At 67.9% G+C, this 19,902-nt stretch carries 22 protein-coding genes and 1 tRNA gene; 3 read left to right on the top strand and 20 right to left on the bottom strand.

All coding sequences use genetic code 11. The features are described from left to right. Positions 1–67: 67 nt before the first annotated feature. Both rpmF and H531_RS0103965 read right to left on the bottom strand, forming a co-directional pair. Entirely contained in the window at positions 68–250 is a 183-nt protein-coding gene (rpmF, locus tag H531_RS13830) for a 50S ribosomal protein L32 (RefSeq protein WP_084521279.1), read from the bottom strand. A gap of 59 nt (positions 251–309) precedes the next feature. Continuing rightward, positions 310–846 (bottom strand): YceD family protein, encoded by a 537-nt coding sequence (locus H531_RS0103965; protein ID WP_022798066.1) that lies wholly within the window; start codon positions 844–846, stop codon positions 310–312. Positions 847–934: 88 nt separating this feature from the next. On the opposite strand from H531_RS0103965, the gene rocF reads away from it, so the two are divergent. After that, positions 935–1,801, top strand: coding sequence for an arginase (gene rocF, locus H531_RS0103970; protein WP_022798067.1), 867 nt, complete (start codon positions 935–937; stop codon positions 1,799–1,801). Here rocF and H531_RS0103975 read toward each other — a convergent pair. From H531_RS0103975 to H531_RS0104055, 17 genes are all read right to left on the bottom strand, one after another. Then, a complete protein-coding gene (locus H531_RS0103975) occupies positions 1,798–3,078 on the bottom strand; it encodes an NADH-quinone oxidoreductase subunit N (RefSeq protein ID WP_022798068.1) in 1,281 nt (426 codons plus the stop codon). The genes rocF and H531_RS0103975 overlap by 4 nt on opposite strands. Beyond that, the gene (locus H531_RS0103980) at positions 3,075–4,484 is read right to left on the bottom strand and encodes a complex I subunit 4 family protein (RefSeq protein WP_022798069.1); all 1,410 of its coding nucleotides are present in this window, start codon (positions 4,482–4,484) and stop codon (positions 3,075–3,077) included. The genes H531_RS0103975 and H531_RS0103980 overlap by 4 nt, the downstream gene beginning before the upstream one ends. Next, entirely contained in the window at positions 4,478–6,298 is a 1,821-nt protein-coding gene (gene nuoL / locus H531_RS0103985; protein WP_022798070.1) for an NADH-quinone oxidoreductase subunit L, read from the bottom strand. The genes H531_RS0103980 and nuoL overlap by 7 nt, the downstream gene beginning before the upstream one ends. Before the next feature lie 2 nt (positions 6,299–6,300). Further along, positions 6,301–6,588, bottom strand: a complete 288-nt coding sequence (gene nuoK, locus H531_RS0103990) for an NADH-quinone oxidoreductase subunit NuoK (protein WP_022798071.1) — start codon at positions 6,586–6,588, stop codon at positions 6,301–6,303. Continuing rightward, positions 6,585–7,118, bottom strand: a complete 534-nt coding sequence (locus tag H531_RS0103995) for an NADH-quinone oxidoreductase subunit J family protein (protein ID WP_022798072.1) — start codon at positions 7,116–7,118, stop codon at positions 6,585–6,587. The genes nuoK and H531_RS0103995 overlap by 4 nt, the downstream gene beginning before the upstream one ends. Further along, entirely contained in the window at positions 7,115–7,663 is a 549-nt protein-coding gene (nuoI, locus tag H531_RS0104000; RefSeq protein WP_022798073.1) for an NADH-quinone oxidoreductase subunit NuoI, read from the bottom strand. Before nuoI ends, H531_RS0103995 begins: the two co-directional genes overlap by 4 nt. Beyond that, entirely contained in the window at positions 7,660–8,724 is a 1,065-nt protein-coding gene (nuoH, locus tag H531_RS0104005) for an NADH-quinone oxidoreductase subunit NuoH (protein WP_156860455.1), read from the bottom strand. Before nuoH ends, nuoI begins: the two co-directional genes overlap by 4 nt. A gap of 23 nt (positions 8,725–8,747) precedes the next feature. Next, positions 8,748–11,099 carry a 2Fe-2S iron-sulfur cluster-binding protein gene (locus tag H531_RS0104010; protein ID WP_028490633.1) on the bottom strand — a complete coding sequence of 784 codons (2,352 nt, stop codon included), beginning with the start codon at positions 11,097–11,099 and terminating at the stop codon, positions 8,748–8,750. A gap of 2 nt (positions 11,100–11,101) precedes the next feature. Continuing rightward, complete coding sequence (gene nuoF / locus H531_RS0104015) at positions 11,102–12,415, bottom strand: NADH-quinone oxidoreductase subunit NuoF (protein WP_022798076.1); 1,314 nt, start codon at positions 12,413–12,415, stop codon at positions 11,102–11,104. After that, on the bottom strand, positions 12,412–12,957 hold the full coding sequence (nuoE, locus tag H531_RS0104020) for an NADH-quinone oxidoreductase subunit NuoE (RefSeq protein WP_022798077.1): 546 nt from the start codon (positions 12,955–12,957) through the stop codon (positions 12,412–12,414). Before nuoE ends, nuoF begins: the two co-directional genes overlap by 4 nt. A gap of 8 nt (positions 12,958–12,965) precedes the next feature. Next, positions 12,966–14,186 (bottom strand): NADH dehydrogenase (quinone) subunit D, encoded by a 1,221-nt coding sequence (nuoD, locus tag H531_RS0104025; protein WP_022798078.1) that lies wholly within the window; start codon positions 14,184–14,186, stop codon positions 12,966–12,968. Next, entirely contained in the window at positions 14,183–14,803 is a 621-nt protein-coding gene (locus tag H531_RS0104030) for an NADH-quinone oxidoreductase subunit C (protein ID WP_022798079.1), read from the bottom strand. The genes nuoD and H531_RS0104030 overlap by 4 nt, the downstream gene beginning before the upstream one ends. Before the next feature lie 3 nt (positions 14,804–14,806). Continuing rightward, complete coding sequence (locus H531_RS0104035) at positions 14,807–15,352, bottom strand: NuoB/complex I 20 kDa subunit family protein (RefSeq protein WP_028490634.1); 546 nt, start codon at positions 15,350–15,352, stop codon at positions 14,807–14,809. Continuing rightward, positions 15,343–15,702, bottom strand: a complete 360-nt coding sequence (locus tag H531_RS0104040; RefSeq protein WP_022798081.1) for an NADH-quinone oxidoreductase subunit A — start codon at positions 15,700–15,702, stop codon at positions 15,343–15,345. The genes H531_RS0104035 and H531_RS0104040 overlap by 10 nt, the downstream gene beginning before the upstream one ends. Positions 15,703–15,810: 108 nt before the next feature. After that, a complete protein-coding gene (rsmA, locus tag H531_RS0104045) occupies positions 15,811–16,644 on the bottom strand; it encodes a 16S rRNA (adenine(1518)-N(6)/adenine(1519)-N(6))-dimethyltransferase RsmA (RefSeq protein ID WP_022798082.1) in 834 nt (277 codons plus the stop codon). Beyond that, a complete protein-coding gene (locus H531_RS0104050; protein ID WP_022798083.1) occupies positions 16,637–17,383 on the bottom strand; it encodes a metallophosphoesterase in 747 nt (248 codons plus the stop codon). The genes rsmA and H531_RS0104050 overlap by 8 nt, the downstream gene beginning before the upstream one ends. Next, positions 17,380–18,024 (bottom strand): Rad52/Rad22 family DNA repair protein, encoded by a 645-nt coding sequence (locus H531_RS0104055; RefSeq protein WP_022798084.1) that lies wholly within the window; start codon positions 18,022–18,024, stop codon positions 17,380–17,382. Before H531_RS0104055 ends, H531_RS0104050 begins: the two co-directional genes overlap by 4 nt. Positions 18,025–18,086: 62 nt before the next feature. On the opposite strand from H531_RS0104055, the gene H531_RS0104060 reads away from it, so the two are divergent. Continuing rightward, entirely contained in the window at positions 18,087–18,431 is a 345-nt protein-coding gene (locus tag H531_RS0104060; protein ID WP_022798085.1) for a hypothetical protein, read from the top strand. A 37-nt stretch (positions 18,432–18,468) separates the two neighbouring features. Beyond that, positions 18,469–18,544, top strand: a tRNA-Ala gene (locus H531_RS0104065). 41 nt (positions 18,545–18,585) lie between these two features. Here H531_RS0104065 and H531_RS14710 read toward each other — a convergent pair. Next, positions 18,586–19,803, bottom strand: a complete 1,218-nt coding sequence (locus H531_RS14710; RefSeq protein WP_245540663.1) for an ABC transporter — start codon at positions 19,801–19,803, stop codon at positions 18,586–18,588. Positions 19,804–19,902: the final 99 nt, after the last annotated feature.

The following is a 19,902-nucleotide window of genomic DNA, read 5'->3' on the forward strand; positions in this document are numbered from 1 at the left end:
GTCCTCCCGTCATGGGCCTCACTATACCCGGGCGGCCGGGAAAAGGGTTAGGTCCCAGGGTCCGGGATCAGACCTCTAGCACCTTGCGCCCATCGTAGTAGCCGCAATTGGGGCAGACGGTGTGCGGGGGCCTCATCTCCTTGCACTCGGGGCAGGGGACCAGGGTCGGGGGGGTTAGGGCGTGGTGGCTCCTGCGGGCATCGCGCCGCGCCTTAGAGGTTTTCTTCTTGGGTACCGGGTGCTTGGCCATCTGCGGTCCTCCCTAGGGGGGCGTGCCCCCGCTAAACCCCTGGTAGTATAGCAGAAGCCCTAGAGTTCGGAAAGCAGGTCCTTTAGGCCCAAAAAGGGGTGGGGCGGTTCCACCCGGTGACCGCAATCCCCCAGGTTACGGTCCGCCCCGCACACGGGGCAAAGGCCCAGGCAGCCCTCCTCGCAGAGGACGGTAAAGGGCATTTCGCTCACGAAGGCCTCGGTGAGGAAGGGGAGGAGGTCTAGGTCGGGTAGGCCGAAGGCGTAATACTCGTCCTCCGCCTCCTCGTGGAAGACCACCTCCGTAAGCCCGGGCTCGTAGCGGAGGAGGTGCTGGAAGTGGGCGTGGACGTGGGTAGGGGTGGGCTTGAGGCAGCGGCGGCACTCCATGAGGACCACCCCCTCCACCTCTCCGGCAAGCCAGTACTCGTGCCCGCCCACGGCGGAGACGCTCACCCTCCAGGAGGCCTCGCCCTCGAGGGGGAAGCGCTCCTGGCCCACGTAGAAGGCCTCCTGCACCGCCCCCGAGGCCCGAACCGTTCCCCCTTCCCTTAGGAGGCGGGCCAGGTTGATGCTTGCCACCTCGCGGTAATCCATCCTTACAAGTATAGCGCGCCCCTCGCCCTTTTCCTAGGGGCATAAACTTCCCGAGCAGCGCATAGGGCTTTCTGCTACCCTCTAGCCCATGGAACGCGTGGCCGTGGTGGGCGTGCCCATGGACCTGGGGGCGGGGCGGCGGGGGGTGGACATGGGTCCTTCCGCCCTGCGCTACGCCCGGCTCCTGGAAGAGGTGGAGGCCTTGGGCTTCGCGGTGGAGGACCTGGGGAACGTGCGGGTGCCCCTGGCGGAGACCCTAAGGGGCCGGAAGGGGCCTTACCTGGAGGAAATCCGCCAGGCGGCCCTAGAGCTCAAGGAAAGGCTCCTCTCCCTGCCGGAGGGGGTCTTCCCCATCGTCCTCGGGGGGGACCACTCCCTGGCCATGGGCTCGGTGTCCGGGGTGGCCCGGGGGCGGGTGGGGGTGGTCTGGGTGGACGCCCACGCCGACTTCAACACCCCGGAAACCAGCCCCTCGGGCAACATCCACGGGATGCCCCTGGCGGTGCTGGCGGGCCTGGGCCATCCCCACCTGACGGGGGTCTTCCGGGCCGTGGACCCCAAGGATGTCGTCCTCATCGGGGTGCGGAGCGTGGACCCCGGGGAGAGGCACCTCCTCCTGGAGGCGGGGGTGAGGGTCTACACCATGCACGAGGTGGACCGCCTGGGGGTTGCCCGCATCGCCGAGGACGCCCTGGACTACCTGGCGGGGCTTCCCCTCCACGTCTCCTTGGACGCAGACGTCCTGGACCCCACCCTCGCCCCCGGGGTGGGGACGCCGGTGCCGGGGGGGCTCACCTACCGGGAGGCCCACCTCCTCATGGAGGTCCTGGCCCAGTCGGGCAGGGTGCGAAGCCTGGACCTGGTGGAGGTGAACCCCATCCTGGACGAGCGGAACCGCACCGCGGAGATGATGGTGGGGCTGGCCCTAAGCCTTCTCGGAAAGCGCATCCTCTAGCCCGCGGCCAGGGCGGGGAGCAGCGCCCCGGGGAAGAGGCCCAGGAGGAGGAGGAAGAGGGCCACGAGCAAGGCCACGCTCCGGGCTAGGGGCTTGGGCCTGGCCTCGGCCTCTCCTCGCCCGAAGACGGAAAGCCCCAGGGCCAGGTAGTAGTAGGCGCTTATAGCGCTCGTGAGGAGGGCGAGGACCAGAAGCCCCCACTGGCCTGCCTTGGCGGCTTCGGCGAAGACCAGGTATTTGCCCCAGAAGCCGGCCAAGGGCGGTAGCCCCAGGAGGGAGAGGGCGGAGAGGAAGAGGGCGAGGCCCAGGAGGGGGTCGCGGTGGAAGAGACCCCTCAGGCGTTCCAGGGGGACGCGGTCTGGGGAGATTTCCGAGAGCACGGCGAAGGCCAGGCCTGTGCCCAGGACGTAGGTGAGGAGGTAGAAGCCCAGGGCCTGGGCGTTTCCGGTGTAGAGGGCGAGGGCCATGTAGCCCGCGTGGGCGATGGAGCTGTAGGCGAGGAGGCGCTTGGCCTCCTTCTGGCTCAGGGCGGCCAGGTTCCCCAGGACCACGGAAAAGGCGATGAGGAGGGCAAGGGCATCGGGCGCCCCAGGGGCCGCCACCCGGAGAAGGGCGGCGAAGGCGGCGGCCTTCACCGAGGTGGCCATGAAGAGGACCACCGGGGTGGGGCTTCCCTGGTAGACGTCCGGGGTCCAGAAGTGGAAAGGGGCGAGGGCCACCTTAAAGCCCAGGCCCACCAGGAGGAGGCCGAGGGCGAGGGCGTAGAGGGGGCCTTCCCCGGGGGTGCCCGCGAGGAAGCTCCCCGTAGCCCCGTAGTGGAGGGCAGCGCCATAGAGGAAGAAGGCGGCGGCCAGGGCACCTAGGAGGAAGTACTTGAGGGCCGCCTCGAGGCCCTGACCCCTGCGCCAGGTGGCCAGGGCGTAGAGGGGAAGGGAGAGGGCCTCGAGGGCCACGAGCATCAGGACGAGGTGCCGGGTGGAGGCGAGGAGGTGCATGCCCAAGGCGGCGTAGAGGACGAGGAGGTAGAACTCAAACCGCCCCGTGCGCACCAGGCCCACCGTCCAGAGGGCCCCCAGGAGGGCGAGGAGGGTGAAGGCCTGGGATACGGGGTCCGCCTGGTAGGGCCCGAAGGCGAAGGGCCTTCCCCAGCCGACGAGGAGGGAGAGGAGGCCCAGGGAAAGCCCCAGGATCACCAGGCGCTTGAAGAGGGGGACGGGGACGAAGAAGCCGAGGAGGGTGAGGGTTACGGAGAAGAAGGCCAGGATCAAGAGGGTCATGCGCCACCTCCGAGCGTCCGGAAGAAGGCCTCCGCCAGCGGCCGGAGGCCCTTCAGGAAGAAGCCGGGAAAGAGGCCCATCACGAGGAGGGTGGCCACGGCGAGGGCCGCGAAGCCCCACTCCGCTCCCCTCAGGTCCTCCACGGGCCTAGGGCCCTCTTCCCAGAAGGTCTTCTGGAAGGCGGTGAGGGCGTAGGCCACGGAGGCCACCACCGAGAGGAAGGCGAGGGCGGCAAGCCAGGGGCTCGCCTTGTAGGCCCCGAGGAGGGTCAAAAGCTCCCCGGGGAAGCCGGAAAGCCCGGGCAGGCCCACCATGGCCAGGAAGAGGAAGAGGGCCAGGGCGGCCATGCCCGGAGCGCTTTGGGCAAGGCCCCGGTAGGGCCCGATCTCCAGGGTCCCCACCCGCTCGTGAAGCCTCCCCGCGAGGAGGAAGAGGGCCCCGGTGTAGACCCCGCTTGCGGCGAGGAGGTAAAGCCCGCCCAAGGCGCCCTCCTCCGTGCCGGAGAAGACGCCTAGGGCCGCCACCCCCATGTGGGAAAGCCCGGCGTAGGCCAGGAGGGTCTTGAAGTCCCTGGCGGCGAAGGCGAGCCAGGCCCCGTAGAGGGCGGAGAGGGCCGCAAGGAGGAGGAGGAGGCCCTGGACCTCCTGGAAGCCCTCGGGGGCCAGGGGGATGGCGAAGCGGAAGAAGGCGAAGACCCCCACCTTGTAAAGGGTCCCCAAGGCGTCCGCCAGGCCCGAGGGGTGGTTCTCCTGGTGGAAGGGGGGAAGCCAGGCGTGGAGGGGGAAGAGGGGGGTCTTGATGGCGAAGGCCAGGGCGAACCCCAAGAAGACCCAAAGCGCCGCCCCTCCCTTCACCGGGTGGGCCAGGAGGTCCTCCAGGAGGAAGCTCGGGCTTCCCCCCAGGGCCTTGGCCGCCAGGATCGCCGCCAGCATGGGCAGGGAGCCTGCCAGGGTGAAGAGGAGGAAGGTGTAGAGGGCCCGCACCCGCCCCTCCCCCCCGTAGAAGAGGAGCATGAGAAGGGCGGGGAGGAGGGCGGCCTCAAAGAAGAGGTAGAAGACGAGGAGGTCCCGGGCGGCAAAGAGGCCGAGGAGAAGCCCCTCCATGAGGAGGGCGAGGCCCAAAAAGCGCCCCTCCACCCGGGCCACCAGGGCCCCCAGGAAGACTGTGAGGGCCACGGTAAGGAAGAAGAGGGCGGAAAGCCCGTCCAGCCCGAAGGCCCAGTAGATCCCGGCCTGGGGCAGGAGGGGGGCCTGGACCGCGTGGGCTACCCCGCCCGGGTGCGCCAGGAAGAGGTAGAGGTTGAGGAGGAAGGAAAGCCCCGCCCCTAGGACCCCCAGGCCTCGAGGGAGCCCCACGAGGAGAAGCGTGCCCACAAGGATGGGTAGGAGAATAGCCGCGATTACCACCGCATCACCCCCAAGACGAGAAGCACCCCCAGGACGAAAAGCAGGGCGTAGACCCTGAGGTAGCCCGCCTGGAGCCGGGCAAGGAGGCCGCCCGCTCCCCGCACCAGGCTCCCCAGGCCGAAGTAGCCCCGCAAAAGCCCCTGGTCCCCGTAGAGGAGGGTTTCGGAAAGGGCCTTCAAGGGGTTGACCACCAGGGTGTTGTAGACCTGGTCCGCATAGAATCCCTCCCGGCTCCAGGCCTCAAAGGCCAGGTACCAGGCAGGGAGGACCTTGCGCTGGAAGAAGGTGTAGCCCAGGTACAGCCCCAAGAGGGCCACGGCCGCCGAGAGGGCCACAAGCCCCCACTCCGCCCCGGGCCCCAGGGGGTGTGCCTCCACCTCTGCTAGGGCTGGCTTTAGGAAGGGTTCCAGGAGGTTGGGCAGGGGGTGGGGCAGGGCCAGGTAGCCGGCGAGGACCGCTCCTAAGGCCAGGAGGTGGTTGGGCCAGAGCATCACCGGCGGGGCCTCGTGGGGGGGGGGGGGACCCTTTTCCTCTCCCAAAAAGACCAGGACGAACCAGCGCATGGCGTACAGGGCGGTGAGGACCGCCACCAGGAGGCCTCCCAGGTAAAACCCCACCCCGCCGAAGGGGTAGGTGAGGGTGGCGGCCAGGATGGCGTCCTTGGAGAAGAAGCCGGAGAGGAAGGGGAGGCCACCTAAGGCCAGGGCCCCGATGAGGGCGTGCCAGCGGGTGACGGGCAGGTGTTTCCAGAGGCCCCCCATCCTTCGCACGTCCTGCTCCCCTCCGAGGGCGTGGATCACGCTCCCCGAGGCCAGGAAGAGGAGGGCCTTAAAGAAGGCGTGGGTGAGGACGTGGAAGAGGGCCACCCAGTAGGCCCCCACCCCCGCCGCTAGGAACATGTACCCGAGCTGGCTGATGGTGGAGTAGGCGACGATCCGCTTGATGTCCGTCTGGCCGAAGGCGGAGAGGGCCCCGTAGAAGGCGGTGAGGAGGCCGATGACGGCGATGGCGTAGGAGACATCGGGGAGGACGCTATAGAGGAAGGAGCTCCGGGCCACGAGGTAGACCCCAGCGGTCACCATGGTAGCGGCGTGGATGAGCGCGGAGACGGGGGTGGGGCCGGCCATGGCGTCGGGGAGCCAGACCATGAGGGGCACCTGGGCGCTCTTGCCGATGGCCCCGAGAAAGAGGAGAAGGCCCGCCAGGGCGAGGAGGCTGGGGTTCCTCAGGGGTCCCTCCAGGGCCTCCCTGAGCTCGCTGATGGAGAGGGTGCCGTAGAGGGCCCAGAGGATGGCCATGCCCAGCATGAAGCCCAGGTCGCCGATGCGGTTCACGAGGAAGGCCTTGCGGGCACTGTCGGCGTACTGGGGGTTCTTGTACCAAAAGCCGATGAGGAGGAAGCTCGCCAGGCCCACCCCCTCCCAGCCGATGAACATCACCGGGTAGCTGTCGGCGAGGACCAGGGTGAGCATCATGGCGATGAAGAGGTTGAAGTAGGCGAAGAAGCGGCTATAGCCTGGGTCTTTGTGCATGTAGCCGATGGCATAGACGTGGATGAGGAAGCCCACCCCGGTGACCACCATCAGCATGAGGCCTGAGAGGGGGTCCAGGAGGAGGCTGAAGGGGATCCCGGGAAGCCACGCCGCCTCAAAGCGGGCCCCGCCCGAAAGGAGGAGCCTCACCCCCACCAGGAAGGAGGCCAGGACGAGGACCGAGGCGATAACCCCGGGGAGGGGCTCTTGCAGCCTCCGGCCGAAGAGGCCCAGGAGGGCGAACCCCAGAAGGGGAAGGAGGATGGGAAGAAGGAGCGCCATCTTTACCCCCTAAGCTCCGAGAGATCGTCCACGGCGGTGCTCTCCCGGTGGCGGAAGATGGCCACGATGAGGCCGAGGCCCACGGCCACCTCGGCGGCGGCGATGGCGATCACCATGAGGGCGGCCACCTGGCCCTCGAGGCCATGGGCCCGGGCGAAGCCCACCAGGGAGAGGTTGGCGGCGTTGAGCATAAGTTCTATGGAAAGGAAGACCAGGATGGCGGTCCTCCGGGTCAGGACCCCGTAGACCCCGAGGGCGAAGAGGAGGGCGGAGGCCCAGAGGAAGCTCACCGCGCCACCTCCTTCGCCCTCTCCTCAGGCCTCAGGGCATCCAAGGGCCGGCTGGGCTGGACCAGGGCCACGGCCACCACCGTGGCCGCCATCAGGAGGAAGCCCACCGCGAGGAGGACCAGGAGCCAGTCCCCGTAGAGGAGGGGCCCCAGGGCTTGCGGCAGCCCCCCCTGGAGGTCCTTGCCCAAGGCCAGCTTCAGGCCCCCGAGCCCCGAGAGGAGCGCTCCCGCCACCCCCAGGGCGAGGAGGGCGGCGAGGGGCCTGGAGCGCACCAGGGGGTCAAAGCCCACCTCCCCCTGGGCGGCGAAGAGGAGCATGATCACGAAGAGGAAGAGGACCACGATGGCCCCCGCGTAGACAATGATCTGGATAAAGCCCAAAAAGCGGGCATCCAGCGCCACGTACACCCCGGCCAGGACGAGGAAGTTGAGGATCAGGGCCAAAGCGGCGTGGATGGCGTTCCGAAGGGTCACCACCAGGGCCCCGCTCAGGAGGAGAAGGGCCACGGCTAGGCCTTCCCAGAGGCTCATCGCTTCCCCCCTTCTGTGGGCGCCTGGAAGCCCTCCAGCTCGGGGCGCACGTAGGGCACCGTGTAGCCTACCTTCACGGGCTTTCCGGTCCTCTTGGCCTCGCGGCGCTGGGGCTTGGTGCCCACCACGTCCACCAGCATGTCCTCCTTGCCGTAGATGAGGTCGGAGTACTGGTAGTCCGCCATCTCAAAGTCGTACCCCAACACGATGGCCCCCGTGGGGCAGGCCTCCTCGCAGAGGCCGCAGAAGATGCACCGGAGCATGTTGATCTCGTAGACCTTGGCGTACCGCTCCCCCGCCGAGACCGGGTTCTCCGGATCGTTCTCCGCCGGCTCCACGTAGATGGCGTAGGCGGGGCAGGCGGCGGCGCAGAGGGAGCAGCCGATGCACTTCTCCAGGCCGTTGGGGTGGCGGGTGAGGACGTGCCGCCCGTGGAAGCGGGGCTTGAGGGCCACGGGGGCGTCGGGGTAGGGGACGGTCACCGGCTTGGAGAAGAGGTACTTAAGGGTGATCCCCAGGCTTTGGGCGAGCGCTTTCAGGGTCATGCGGCACCTCCTTTGCGCGCAGGCTTGGGGCTGAGGAAAAGCCCTGCCAGGAGGGCGAGGAAGCTCAGGGCGGAGAGGTAGAGGAGGTAGGTCCTGGGGAGGTCCAGGGCCACCACCAGGGCGGTCAGGAGGAACCAGAGGAGGGCCACCGGGAAGAGGAACCCCCAGCCGAAGCGGAGGAGCTGGTCGTAGCGCAGGCGGAACCAGGTGGCCCGGATCCAGATGAAGAGGAAGAGGAAGAAGGCGATCTTGAGGAACATCCAGAGGTAAGGCACCCCCAGGAAGGGCATCGTCCAGCCCCCGAGGAAGAGGGTGGGGATGAGGGCGCTGGCGGTGATGAGGTGGATGTACTCCGCCATCTGGAAGAGGGCCCACTTGATGGAGCTGTACTCCGTGTGGTACCCGCCTACGAGCTCCTGCTCCGCCTCGGGGAGGTCAAAGGGGGTGCGGGCGGCCTCGGCCATGCTGGCGATGAGGTAGACCAAAAAGGCCGGGAAGGCGTAGAGGAGAAGCCAGCCGTTTTCCTTTTGCCAGTTGACGATCTCGTTCAGGTTGAGGCTCCCCACCAGGAGGACGGGGGCGAGGAGGGCGAGGCCGAGGCCGAGCTCGTAGGAGATGAGGCTCGCTGAGGAGCGAAGGGAGCCCAAGAGGCTGTACTTGCTCCCCGAGGCCCAGCCCGAGAGGAAGATGCCGTAGATGGCCATCTCGCTCACGGCGAAGAGGTAGAGGATCCCGAGGTCCAGGTTGAGGACCCAGGGGCTAAAGCCGAAGAAGCTCCCCGGGGGACCGAAGGGGATGGCCCCGAAGGCGAGGAGGGCGAAGACCACGGAGATGAGGGGGGCGAGGACGAAGAGGAGCCTGTCGGCCTTGGCCACCACGATGTCCTCCTTGAAGATGCTCTTGATGGCGTCGGCCAGGGGCTGGAGGAGCCCCATGGGCCCCACCCGGTTCGGGCCCAGGCGCACCTGGAAGCGGGCGAGGAGCCTGCGCTCAACGAGGGTCATGAAGGCGAAGGCGGTGAGGAGGCCCACCACCACCAAAAGGGCCTTGAGGGCCACCATCCAGTAGGGGTCAAGGGGGTAGTTCACGCCTCACCTCCTGCGGGCACCAGGACCCGCCCCTCCACCAGGAGGCCCGCGGCGGGCCCCAGGGCGGAGAGGTAGAGGAAGCCCTGGGGGAGGTCTTCCCGATGGACCACCCGGGCCTCGAGGCGGCCCAAGGGGGTTTCCACCGCCACCCGGGCCCCCTCGGGGAGGGCCTCGGCCCTGGCCGTCTCCGGGTGGGCCCATAGCTCGGGGCCCGCCGCCTCCCGGGCCTTGCCCACCGCCTGGTGGGCCTTCCACATGGTGGGCCTAAGGTAGAGCCGGCCCGCCTGGGCCTTGGGCCTCAGGGCCTGGGTGCGGAAGGCGAGGAGGCCCATGGCCCCGGGCACCCGCCTCCCCCTAAGCTCCCGCTCGGCCTCGAGGTGGAGCCGGAAGGGGGGGCGCACCCCCAGGGCCTCGGCGAGGAGGGCGAGGACCTGCAAGGCCCCCTCCGCCTCCCCGCTCTCTATGGGGGCGGGGCTTAGGGGAAGAACCCGGCCCTCCAGGTTCACCAGGTGCCCCCGCTTCTCGTAGGGGGTGGGGGCGGGGAAGACCACGTGGGCGTACCGGGCGGCCAGGGGGTGGAGGTGGCTTAGGTGCAGGGCCACGAAACGCTTGCCCTTGAGGGCCCCTTCCGGGGGCACGAAGCCGTAGTAGGCGTAAGGAGGCCCCGGCTCATCCCAGGCGGCGCCCCTTTCCCCGGGAAAAACCCCCATGGCCTCGAGGCCCCGGGCATTCGCCGCCGGGGTCATGGCGAGCACCTTGGCCCCCTTGCGCTCCGCAAGAAGCCTTGCCCTTTCGGCCGCCACGGCATCCTGGAGCACCCCCGCCCCCAGGATGAGGACGGGGCGGGCCGCCTTCTCCCAGGCTTCCTTCGCCTTCCTGACCGCCTCGCTCCCCTCCCTCTCGCCCAGGAGGGCGAGGAGGATCTCCCGCTCCTCGCCGGGGGCGTGGACCTCGTGGACGGCCGCCCACTTCATGAGGGATGCCCGGTAAGGGGCGAAGAGGGCCATCTTGTCCGTGCGGCGGGGCATCCTCTCCTTGATGGAGAGGTCGGCGAAGGGGGTGCCGTGGGCGAAGCGGTAGGGGGGCGTGAGGCCCCGGACGAACTCGGAGAGGCGGAGGTGGAGGAGGGGGGCCTCCTCCGTGGGGTCGCCGAGGACCAGGGCGAAGTCTGCCTGGAGGAGGTCCGCCATGGTGGCGGGCGGGAAGAGGCTCGCCGGGGCGGCGGTGCGGCCCTGGAAGTCCAGGTGGGGGGTCTTGAGGGCCTTGGCGAGCTCAAAGGCCATCAGGCCCTCCTCCAGGGTGGCGTCGTGGGCGAGGTAAAGCCCCACCTCCTCGCCCCTCGCCCCCTTAAGCCCCTCCTTCAGGGCCAGGAAGGCCTCCTCCCAGGTGGCCTCCACGAGGCTTCCCCCCTTCCGCACCAGGGGGGTTTTGAGGCGGTCCTGGTCCGCCCACTCGTGCCCGAAGCGGCCTGCGTCGCACAGCCAGATCTCGTTCACCTCGGGCACCTCCCGGGCCCGGATCCTCAGGAGCTCGCCGCTCCGGGTGTCCGCGGTGATCCCGCACCCCACGGCGCAGAGGGCGCAATGGGTGGGCGTCTCCTCCATCTCCCAGTTCCGGGCACGGAAGCGGGCGGTGAGGTCCAAAAGCGCCCCCACCGGGCAGATGTCGGTAATGTTCCCGGAAAAGCCCGAGGGCAGGCCGAAGTCCATGGTGCCAATGAAGGTGTGCACGCCCCTTTCAATGAAGTCCAGGACCTCGTCCCCGGGGATCTCCTCAAAGTAGCGGACGCACCGCTTGCAATGGATGCACCGCTCCCGGTCCAGGACCACGAAGGGGGAGAGGGGGTGGTGCTTGTCCTCGTGGCGGCGGGTGAACTCAAAGCGGGTGTAGACGGGCAGGGAGAGGGGGTCCTTCTGGTAGTACTTCTCGTAAAGCCCGTACTCCACGGTGCGGTCCTGGAGCTCGCAGGCCCCGCCCTTGTCGCAGGTGGGGCAGTCCAGGGGGTGGTTGAGGAGGGTGAACTCCACCATCCCCGCCTGGGCTTCCCGCACCACGTCCGAGAGGGTGTCCACCACCATGCCCTCTGCCACCGCGGTCACGCAGCTTGCGGCGAGCTTGGGCTGCCAGGCGATCTCCGGCTCTCCCTGCTCGGTGAGCACGGGCTTTCCGTCGGGGCCTTTCTTGGGCAGGCCGATCCTCACCAGGCACATGCGGCAGGCCCCGATGGGGGAGAGGTAGCGCTCCGAACAGAAGAGGGGCACGTCGTACCCCGCGTGGAAGACCGCGTCCATGACGCTGGTCCCCGGGGGTACTTCCACCACGCGGTCGTTGACCTTGACCCTGACCACCTTCACCTCCAGAGGGTAGGCCTAGGCACGGGCCTCTTCTCCCGGGCCAAGGCCAGGTACTGGTCCTTGAAGTGCTTCAAAGAGCCCTTCACCGGCCACACCGCTGCGTCCGCCAGGGGGCAGAAGCTCCGGCCCTCAATGAGGGGGAGGAGGGCCTCGAGGGTCTCCACGTCCTTCTCCTCGCCCTCGCCCCGGCCGATCTTGGCGAAGAGCTCCACCATGAACCCCGCCACCCCTTCCCGGCAGGGGGTGCACTTGCCGCAGGACTCGTGGGCGTAGAAGCGGGTGATGTTCCACATGGCGTCCACCATGCTCACCCGCTCGGGGATGAGGATGACGCCCCCCGTCCCCAGCATGGACCCCTTGGCCTGGAGGTGCTCATAGCTCATGGGCGTGTCCAAGACCTCCTCGGTGAAGGGCAGGGGCGGGGTGGAGGACCCCCCAGGGATCAGGGCCTGGATGGGCTCCAGGGGCCCTCCCGCCCACTCGTAGAGGAGCTCGCGGAAGGTGGTGCCCATGGGCAGCTCATACACCCCGGGGCGCTTCACGGGCCCGGAGACCTGGTAGAGCTTCATTCCCTTGGACTGCTCCGTGCCCATCTGGGCGAACCAGTCCGCCCCCCGTTCCAGGATGGGCACCACCGCGGCCAGGGTCTCCACGTTGTTGATGGTGGTGGGCTTGCCCCAAAGCCCCGACTGGGCGGGGAAGGGGGGCTTGAGGCGGGGGTTGGCCCTTAGGCCCTCCAGGGAGTTCATGAGGGCCGTTTCCTCCCCGCAGATGTAGGCCCCGGCCCCCCGGTGGACGTGAACGTCAAAGGAGAAGTCGGTGCCGAAAAGGTTTGTCCCCAGGTAGCCCCGCGCCCGGGCCTCCCCTATGGCCGCTTCGAGGCGGTCCGCCGCCCTGCGGTACTCCCCCCGGACGTAGATGTAGCCCACCGTGGCCCTTATGGCGTACCCGGCGAGGATCATCCCCTCCAGGAGGAGGTGGGGGACGTCCTCCATGATGTAGCGGTCCTTGAAGCTCCCGGGCTCGGACTCGTCGGCGTTGCAGATGAGGTAGTGCTGCTTTCCGTCCTTGGGCATGAAGCTCCACTTGACCCCAGTGGGGAAGCCCGCCCCGCCCCGGCCCCGTAGCCCCGAGCGCTTGACCTCCTCAATAACCTCCTCCGGGGTCTTCTCCTTGAGGACCCTCCTCGCCGTCTCGTACCCCCCGTGCTGGAGATAGTAGTCCAGGGTCCAGGACCCTTCCTTGCCCACGTGGGCGTAGAGGGTCCTTTGGAAGCGGGGGTCTAGTCCAGAAAGAATCGGCCCGGTCATCCCTCCACCTCGTGCACGTGGTGGCCGCACTTCCCAGGAAGCGGGATCTCCTCCAAGCGCTTGCCCGCCCTTAGGCCCTCGAGGAGGGCCTCAAGCCTCGCCCGGGTCACGCACTCCACGTAGGGCTCGTCGTTCACCTGGACCACGGGGGCGGTGTGGCAAGACCCCAGGCACTCCACCTTCTGCACGCTGAAAAGCCCGTCCGGGGTCACCTCCCCGGGGCCGATTCCCAGGGTCTCGGTGAGGTAGTCCCAAAGCTCGTCCGCCCCGGCGAGCTTGCAGCTCAGGGTGGCGCAGACCTGAAGGTGGTACTTGCCGGTGGGCACGAACTGGTAGTAGGAGTAGAAGCTCGCCACCCCCAGGACCTCGGTGGGCGTGGTGCCCACGAGCTTGGCGATCTCCTCTATGCGCTCGGGCCGGATCCAGCCCTCCTCCTGCTGCACCCGCCTGAGGAGGGGCATGAGGGCAGCCCGGCGCCCTTCCGGCGGGTACTTGGCGAAGGTCTCTTCCAGGAAGTCCTGCTTGTCGTCAAAGAAGCCCATCTTCCCTCCTAGCGGTCCACGTCCCCCATCACGGGGTCCAGGCTGGCGATGATGGCCACCATGTCCGGCACCTGCTCCCCCTTGCAGGCGTAGGGGAGGCTCTGGAGGTTGACGAAGCTCGGGGCCCGCACCTTGACCCGGTAGGGCATGGAGCCGCCATCGGAGACGATGTAGTAGCCAAGCTCCCCCCGGGCCGACTCCGTGGGCACGTAAACCTCCCCCTTGGGGGGGTGGAAGCCCTCGGTGTAGTGCTTGAAGTGGTAGATGACCGCCTCCATGGAGGTCTCCAGGAGGGGCCTTGGAGGCGGGGTGATCTGGGGATTGGGGTCGCGGATGGGCCCGGGCTCCAGGCGCTCCAGGGCCTGCTGAATGATCTTCACCGATTCCCGCATCTCCCGGATGCGGAGGATCATCCGGTCAAAGACGTCCCCGTGCTCCCCCAGGGGCACGTCAAAGGCGTAGGTCTCGTAGCCCGAGTAGGGGTAGGCCTTGCGCACGTCGTAGTTCACGCCGCTCGCCCGCAAAGACCCCCCGGTGAGACCGAGGTGGATGGCCACCTCGGGGGGGATCACCCCCACGCCCCGGGCCCGTTCGTAAAAGATGGGGCTTTCGGCGAAGAGGGCCTCGTACTCGTCAATCCGGTGGGGGAGAACCTCCAAGAGTTTTTTGAGCTCGGGGACGAACTCCTCAGGGAGGTCCTCCTTGACCCCGCCGATGCGGATGTAGTTGTGGTGGAAGCGCTGGCCGGTGACCCACTCAAAGAGGTCCAGGATCGCCTCCCGCTCCCGGAAGGCGTAGAAAAAGGGGGTGAGGGCCCCGAGGTCCAAAAGCCCTGTGCCCAGGAAGACCAGGTGGCTCGCCAGGCGGGAGAGCTCGTTCAGGAGGACCCTTATGGTCTCCGCCCGGGGGGGCACCACCGCGCCCACCAGCCTCTCCACCGCCAAGGCATAGGCCAGGTCGTGGGCGAAGGAGTGGAGGTAGTCCATCCGGGGGGTGTAGGTGAGGTTCTGGAGGTAGGTGCGGTACTCCATGGTCTTCTCAAAGCCGGTGTGGAGGTAGCCGATGTGGGGCACCACCTCCAGGACCTCCTCCCCGGAAAGGGTCACCACCAGGCGCAGCACCCCGTGGGTGGAGGGGTGCTGGGGGCCCACGTTCAGGGTCATGACCTCGGTGCGGAGCTCCCTGGGTTCCTCGGGGAGGGGGGCGTCCAGCTCCAGGTAGTCCTTCATTTGACCTCCTTGGCCTTGGCCAGGTCCGCCCACAGGGCGCGGTAGCCCTTACGGCTCCCTCCCCGGTAGAAGGTGAGGCCGGTGTCCTTCCCCGTCAGGCTCGCGCGGAACTCGCTGGGGAGGATGTACCGCCCCTCCCGGAAGAGGGTGGGGGTTTCGCCCAGGGGGAAGTCCTTGCGCAAGGGGTGGCCCTCGAGGTCCTCCGGGGTGAGGATCTTCCGGAGGTCCGGGTGGCCCTCAAAGACGATGCCGAAGAGGTCGTAGACCTCCCGCTCCAGGAAATTGGCGCTCCCCCAAAGGTCGGTCACCGTGGGGAGCCTGGGGTCCCCCTCGGGCACGAAGGTCCTGGCAAAGAAGCGGCTCCCGTCCCCGTCCTTCCAGCCCGGGAGGGAGACCAGCTCGTAGACCACGGCGAAGCGCTCGGGGCGGGGGTCGGGGTACTCCAGGTAGTCTATGCCCACGATGTCCGCCAGGTAGTTGAAGCCCATCTCCTTGTACCGGGCCATCTCCTCCTTGAGGCGCTCCCTCGGCAGGACCACCCAGAGGTTGCCGAGGCCGTTGTCCTCAACGGGGTACCCCTTGGCCCGGGCCTCTTCCAGGACGCGCTCCAGCCGCATGCCTCACCCCCTAGCCCGCCGCCAGGCGGCCACCGGGGGAAGCCTCTCCCCCCGCTCGTTGTAGGCCTCCCCCCGCACCTTCTTCTGGAGCTGCATCACCGCGTAGATGAGGGCCTCGGGCCGCGGGGGGCACCCGGGCACATAGACGTCCACCGGCACCACCGAGTCCACGTTCTGGACAATGGCGTAGTTGTTGAACATCCCTCCCGAGCTGGCGCAGGCTCCCATGGAGATCACCCACTTGGGGTCGGGCATCTGTTCCCAGACCCGGCGCATCACCGGGGCCATCTTCTTGGAGAGCCTCCCGGCCACGATCATCACGTCCGCCTGGCGGGGGCTTGCCCGGAAGACCTCGCTGCCGAAGCGGGCCAGGTCGTTCCGGGCGTCGGTGGAGGCCATCATCTCAATGGCGCAGCAGGCGAGGCCGAAGGTGGCGGGCCAGAGCGAGTGGCTCCGGCCCCAGGCCACGAGCTTCTCTAAGGTGGTGAAGAGGATCCCCTCCCGCTCCAGCTCCTGGACGTCCTTCTCAAACAGATCCTTTAGTGCCACCGCATCACCCCCTTCCACCACTCGTAGAGGAAGCCCACGAAGAGGAGGAGGGTGAAGCCCAAGACCCCGAGGAAGCCGTAGAGGCCGAGGCCCTTGGCGCTCACCGCATAGGGCCAGAGGAAGGCCACCTCCACGTCAAAGAGGATAAAGAGCATGGCCACCACGTAGAAGTGGACGGGAAAGCGCCTGACCTCCCCCGCGGGGTCGTTGCCCGACTCGTAGGGCATGAGCTTGGCCCGGCCCGGCTTCTTGGGGCCGAGGAGGGCCCCCACCACCAGGGCCGCCGTCCCCACCAGGAGGGCGACCCCCAGGTAGACCAGGATGTTCAGGTACTCTTGAATCGGCGCCAAGGTTCCCTCCTTTCGTGCATCTCTTCACGAGGTGGGTCCCCAAAAAACCCCTCGTCTCCTGCCCATCTTACTACCCCGTCCTTGGGCCATGGGGGGTCGGGCCTACCGTCAAGGGGATGGGCCGCCCTGCTTCTGAGCCAAGGCGTCCTTGAGGCGACGGAAAGCCTCGAGGTCCAGCTCCTCCGCCCGCACTTCCTGGGGCAGGCCCAGGCCGACCAGGGCGCGTTCCACCGCCTCTTTGGGGTAGCCCGCCCCCACCAGGGCGTTCTTTAGGGTCTTGCGCCGGTGGGCGAAGGCGGCCTCGAGGAGGGCGAAGAGTTCGGGATCGTCGGGCACCCCCTTGGGGGTGAAGCGCACCAGGGAGCTCTGCACCCTGGGCGGGGGGAAGAAGGCCCCCGGGGGGAGGTCCAAAAGCCGCTCCGCCCGGGCGTGGTGGGCCACCCTGAGGGAGAGGAGGCCGTAGGCGGGGGTCTTGGGGCGCGCGGTCATCCTGTCGGCCACCTCCTTTTGCACCAGGAAGACGAGGCGGGCGAGGCGGCCCCCTTTCAGGAGGCGGGTGACGAGGGGGGTGGCGATCTGGTAGGGGAGGTTGGCCACCAGGAGGCTTCCTTGCGGCACCTCCTCCCAGGGGAAGGCCAGGGCGTCTTGGAAGTGGAGCGTGGCGCGAAGCCCGGCCAGGGTTTCCTCCAGGACCGGCCGGAGCCGCTCGTCCTTTTCTATGGCTGTGACCTCCGCCCCGGCCTCGAGGAGGGCCCGGGTAAGAACGCCCAGGCCCGGCCCTACCTCGTACACGGGCCCGGTGAAGGGCTGGGCCGCCTCCACGATGCGGCGGAGGTGGGCTTCGGAGGTCAGGAAGTGTTGGCCGAGGCGTTTGTCGGCGAAAAGGCCGTGCCGGGCCAAAAGTTCCCGGACGCCTTTGGGCGAGGTGAGGGGGTTAGCCATAGGGAAGGCGCTTCACCCTAGGGCAGAGGGGCTCTTCCTCGGGGAAAAGTTCCAGGTACTCCCCGAGGTCCAGGGCATCAATGAGGGCAAACCGCTCCTTGAGCAGGATCCCCCCCTTCATGGGCACGTGGCCGTAGACCCCGTAGCGGTAGCCCATGCGCTCCACGTAGTCGGGGGTGCGGAACCACCAGGTCTTGGGCTCGCTTTGGGCGTAGAAGAGGTCGTCGTACTCCTGGAGCCAGGGCACGGGGCCCACGTGGGCGAAGTGGATTCCATGCAGAATGAGCTCGCGCGGGAAGCCCGCCATCCAGGCCTTTAACGCCTCGGGCAGGGCTTTCCCCCCGTGCTCGGGATGGAACTCCAGGTGCTTGAGGTGCTGGTTTCCCAGGATGGGCTCGCCCTTTAGGGCGGCCTCGTCGTGGTTTCCCAGGAGAATCGTGGCGTGGCCCCCCGCGTCCTCCTGGAAGGCTTTCAAACGGAAGAGCTCCCGGATCTGCGCCCCCGCTGCCAGGCGCAGGTGCGCAGGGTCAAGGGGATCGTAAGGGGAAAGCCCCGTCAGGCGCTCGTAGTCCTTGGGGGTTTTGGGGTGGACAAGGTCTCCCAGAAGGACGAGGCGGACCCTTCCCGAGCGCAACCCCGCGGTGGGGCGGAGGGAGGTGTCCGCCAGGCCCTCGGCCTTGAGGAGGCGCCACAGGGCGGGAAAGTTGCCGTGAAGGTCCCCGACGGCGATGACCCTCATCCTTTAAGAAGGGCCCGGAGCTCCCCGTAGAGGCGGCGGGTTTCCTCAGGGGTCTTGCCGTACCCCCCGTACTTCGTGACGATCCTGGCCGCCTCCTTGCCCAGGCCCCTCTCCTTCAGGCGCTCCAGGAGCTGGTCAATGAGGCGATACGCCTCGGGCTTCTCCGCCTCTTCGGGCGTCCCCTCGAGGCCCTCGGGCTCCGGCAGGCTGGGCGGGGTGAACCGGCCCCTCTCGGCGTCGTAGTCCACCCACTGTTTCTCCAGGCGGTAGAGGTACCGCCCCACGCCGAACTTGACCGCGGCCCGCTTCAGGGCGTCGGAGAAAGCGGCCTTCAGGGAATCCCCTTCCCCCACGTCCTCCTTGCTCACCCCCAAGACGGTGAGGCGGCACTTCACCTCCACCACCCGTTCCCGGCGCTCCCCCCGCTCGTCCTTAAGGGTCCTCTCCTGGTCCGAAAGCACCTCGTAGGCGTCGTGCCAGCCCTCTGGGCCCACCACCTTGTCCAGCCGGTCCAAAACGGTGCGGGCGTCCACGTAGGGGACCACGAGGGCCCGCTTGCGGTCCTTGGAGACCGCCTCAATCCGCCACTGGACCTCCTGGGGCGGGAAAGGCTCGGAGAGCTTTTGCCAGACTTCGTCCATAGGGTTAATTGTACTTTAAGCCCCTCTCATCCGAAAGGCGGCCAGGGGTTTAGGATGGAGGCATGAGGCGGATGCTGGCCCTAGGAATTTTGGCGGCCTCGGCCACGGCCCTGGCGCTGGAGCTTTCGGTGACCGCCTCCTTGAGCGTGAACCTTTTCCCCCAGGCGGTGGTGGTGGAGCGCGCCCCCGAGCCCCAGGGCCTCGTGGTGGTCTACAACTACTCCCGTCCGGAAGCCGTCTTCCGCTATCACGATGAGGACCTGCGCCGTCGGGGCTGGGTGCGGGTGAAGTATGAGGTCAAGAAGGGGGAGTGGAAGGCGGAGTACCGCAAGGGCAAGGCCAAGGCCAAGCTCTCGGTGAAGGACAAAAAGGGTCAGGTGGAGGTGCGGCTCAAGGAAGGGGACTAGACAAGGCCCGGACCCCCCGCTACCATATAGGGCGCGTGGGGCCGTGGCGCAGCTGGGAGCGCGCCTGAATCGCACTCAGGAGGTCACGGGTTCGAGTCCCGTCGGCTCCACCAGAAACCCCCCGCCCCTAGGGCGGGGGGCAAACCTTACCGCCCTACTGCCCCGTAGACGAGCCGGGGTTCAGGAGCGGGGTAGGCGCTTGCGGGGCGATGACCGTTCGCTGGGGAAGGGCCAGGGTCAGGGGAAGAGGGGTGGGGTCAATGGTGGCTACGGCCGAAAGCACCTGGGTGTTGGTGGAGTCGTAGTAGAGGGGGTAGTCGTTGGGCCCGGGCACCAGCACCGAGGAGCAGGCGATGGTCACGTTGGTCATGCCCTGGGTGATCTGGTGGGGGCGGAGGGAGGCCTGGTGCAGGATGTTGTAGCCGCAGTCCACGGCCTGCCCGGTGTTGGTCATCACCGCGCCCATCTTGCCCAGGAAGTCGTTTTCCAGCGTGATGGCGTCGTAGTAGCCCTGCCACTCCCCCACGAAGACCACCCGCCCGCCTTCGCTGGCGAACTTTTTCAAAACGTTGATCTCGGCGTTGGTGAAGGTCTGACGCGGGTTCCAGAGGAAGATCACCTTGGCCTCGGGCGCCAGCGCGGTGATGGAGCCTTGGGTGGAGTTCAGCTCCTCTATGGTGAACCCCTCGCCCTGGATGACGCTCCGGAAGGTGGAAAGGCTTTCGTCGGAGCACTCCCCGGTGCCCGCGCACTTGGAGTTTCGCCCCCGGTCAAAGAGCACCTTGGTGCCGCTGCCCCTGGGGCCGGAGGTGGAGTAGTTCACCAGGTTGCGGGCCATGAGCTGGTTGTTGGGGTTGCCCATGCCGTTATTGTCAAAGGGGTTGATGTCGTTGAAGACCACGATGTCCTTGCCGGGCGGGGGCGGGGCGTTCTTGCAAGCCTGCACCGTGTACTCCAGCCGTCCCTGGGCCTCGGCGAAGCTGTAGCTCGGGCTCAGGAGGAAGGCATGGCCGGCCACCTGGAGGGTGTCGCCGGGGTTGGCCCCCAGGTCGGCCAGGGAGAAGGCGTAGGTGAAGGTGTTCACGTAGGGGTCATGTACCGCCCGGGCGGGATAGCTCCACCAGCCACCCGGGGGAAGGGTGCCTGCGTAGGCGTGGCTTTCCGTGAGCTGGTAGGGGGAAACGCCCGAAAGGCGCACGAAGAGGGTGGAGGAGGTGTTCCACACCAGAAGGCTGCCGTTTTGCCCCATGGCGACCTGGGCCACCTTGCCGCACGCCTGGGCGGGGTCCCCTCCCGCATCCTCCCGGGGTCCTGGGGCCGCCATGTTGGGCTTGACGCCCTGGGGGCTGGAGCAGGCCCCGAGGGCCGCCACCAGCGCCAACGCACCTAAACGCCAATACCTGGGAATGCCCATCCGAATCCGCCTCCAATCTGGTCCCGTGAGACCAGGATTAGTGTAGGCGGTCTTGGG

It is taken from the genome of Thermus islandicus DSM 21543 (genome assembly GCF_000421625.1).
Taxonomy (GTDB): domain Bacteria; phylum Deinococcota; class Deinococci; order Deinococcales; family Thermaceae; genus Thermus; species Thermus islandicus.

What these genes read in the sequence shown, in the direction of transcription:
- rpmF (WP_084521279.1), bottom strand. Translation starts at nt 250, where the DNA reads ATGGCCAAGCACCCGGTACCCAAGAAGAAAACCTCTAAGGCGCGGCGC.
- H531_RS0103965 (WP_022798066.1), bottom strand. Translation starts at nt 846, where the DNA reads ATGGATTACCGCGAGGTGGCAAGCATCAACCTGGCCCGCCTCCTAAGG.
- rocF (WP_022798067.1), top strand. Translation starts at nt 935, where the DNA reads ATGGAACGCGTGGCCGTGGTGGGCGTGCCCATGGACCTGGGGGCGGGG.
- H531_RS0103975 (WP_022798068.1), bottom strand. Translation starts at nt 3,078, where the DNA reads ATGACCCTCTTGATCCTGGCCTTCTTCTCCGTAACCCTCACCCTCCTC.
- nuoL (WP_022798070.1), bottom strand. Translation starts at nt 6,298, where the DNA reads ATGGCGCTCCTTCTTCCCATCCTCCTTCCCCTTCTGGGGTTCGCCCTC.
- H531_RS0103995 (WP_022798072.1), bottom strand. Translation starts at nt 7,118, where the DNA reads ATGAGCCTCTGGGAAGGCCTAGCCGTGGCCCTTCTCCTCCTGAGCGGG.
- nuoI (WP_022798073.1), bottom strand. Translation starts at nt 7,663, where the DNA reads ATGACCCTGAAAGCGCTCGCCCAAAGCCTGGGGATCACCCTTAAGTAC.
- nuoH (WP_156860455.1), bottom strand. Translation starts at nt 8,724, where the DNA reads ATGGTGGCCCTCAAGGCCCTTTTGGTGGTGGTGGGCCTCCTCACCGCC.
- nuoF (WP_022798076.1), bottom strand. Translation starts at nt 12,415, where the DNA reads ATGACCGGGCCGATTCTTTCTGGACTAGACCCCCGCTTCCAAAGGACC.
- nuoE (WP_022798077.1), bottom strand. Translation starts at nt 12,957, where the DNA reads ATGGGCTTCTTTGACGACAAGCAGGACTTCCTGGAAGAGACCTTCGCC.
- nuoD (WP_022798078.1), bottom strand. Translation starts at nt 14,186, where the DNA reads ATGAAGGACTACCTGGAGCTGGACGCCCCCCTCCCCGAGGAACCCAGG.
- H531_RS0104030 (WP_022798079.1), bottom strand. Translation starts at nt 14,803, where the DNA reads ATGCGGCTGGAGCGCGTCCTGGAAGAGGCCCGGGCCAAGGGGTACCCC.
- rsmA (WP_022798082.1), bottom strand. Translation starts at nt 16,644, where the DNA reads ATGGCTAACCCCCTCACCTCGCCCAAAGGCGTCCGGGAACTTTTGGCC.
- H531_RS0104050 (WP_022798083.1), bottom strand. Translation starts at nt 17,383, where the DNA reads ATGAGGGTCATCGCCGTCGGGGACCTTCACGGCAACTTTCCCGCCCTG.
- H531_RS0104055 (WP_022798084.1), bottom strand. Translation starts at nt 18,024, where the DNA reads ATGGACGAAGTCTGGCAAAAGCTCTCCGAGCCTTTCCCGCCCCAGGAG.
- H531_RS0104060 (WP_022798085.1), top strand. Translation starts at nt 18,087, where the DNA reads ATGAGGCGGATGCTGGCCCTAGGAATTTTGGCGGCCTCGGCCACGGCC.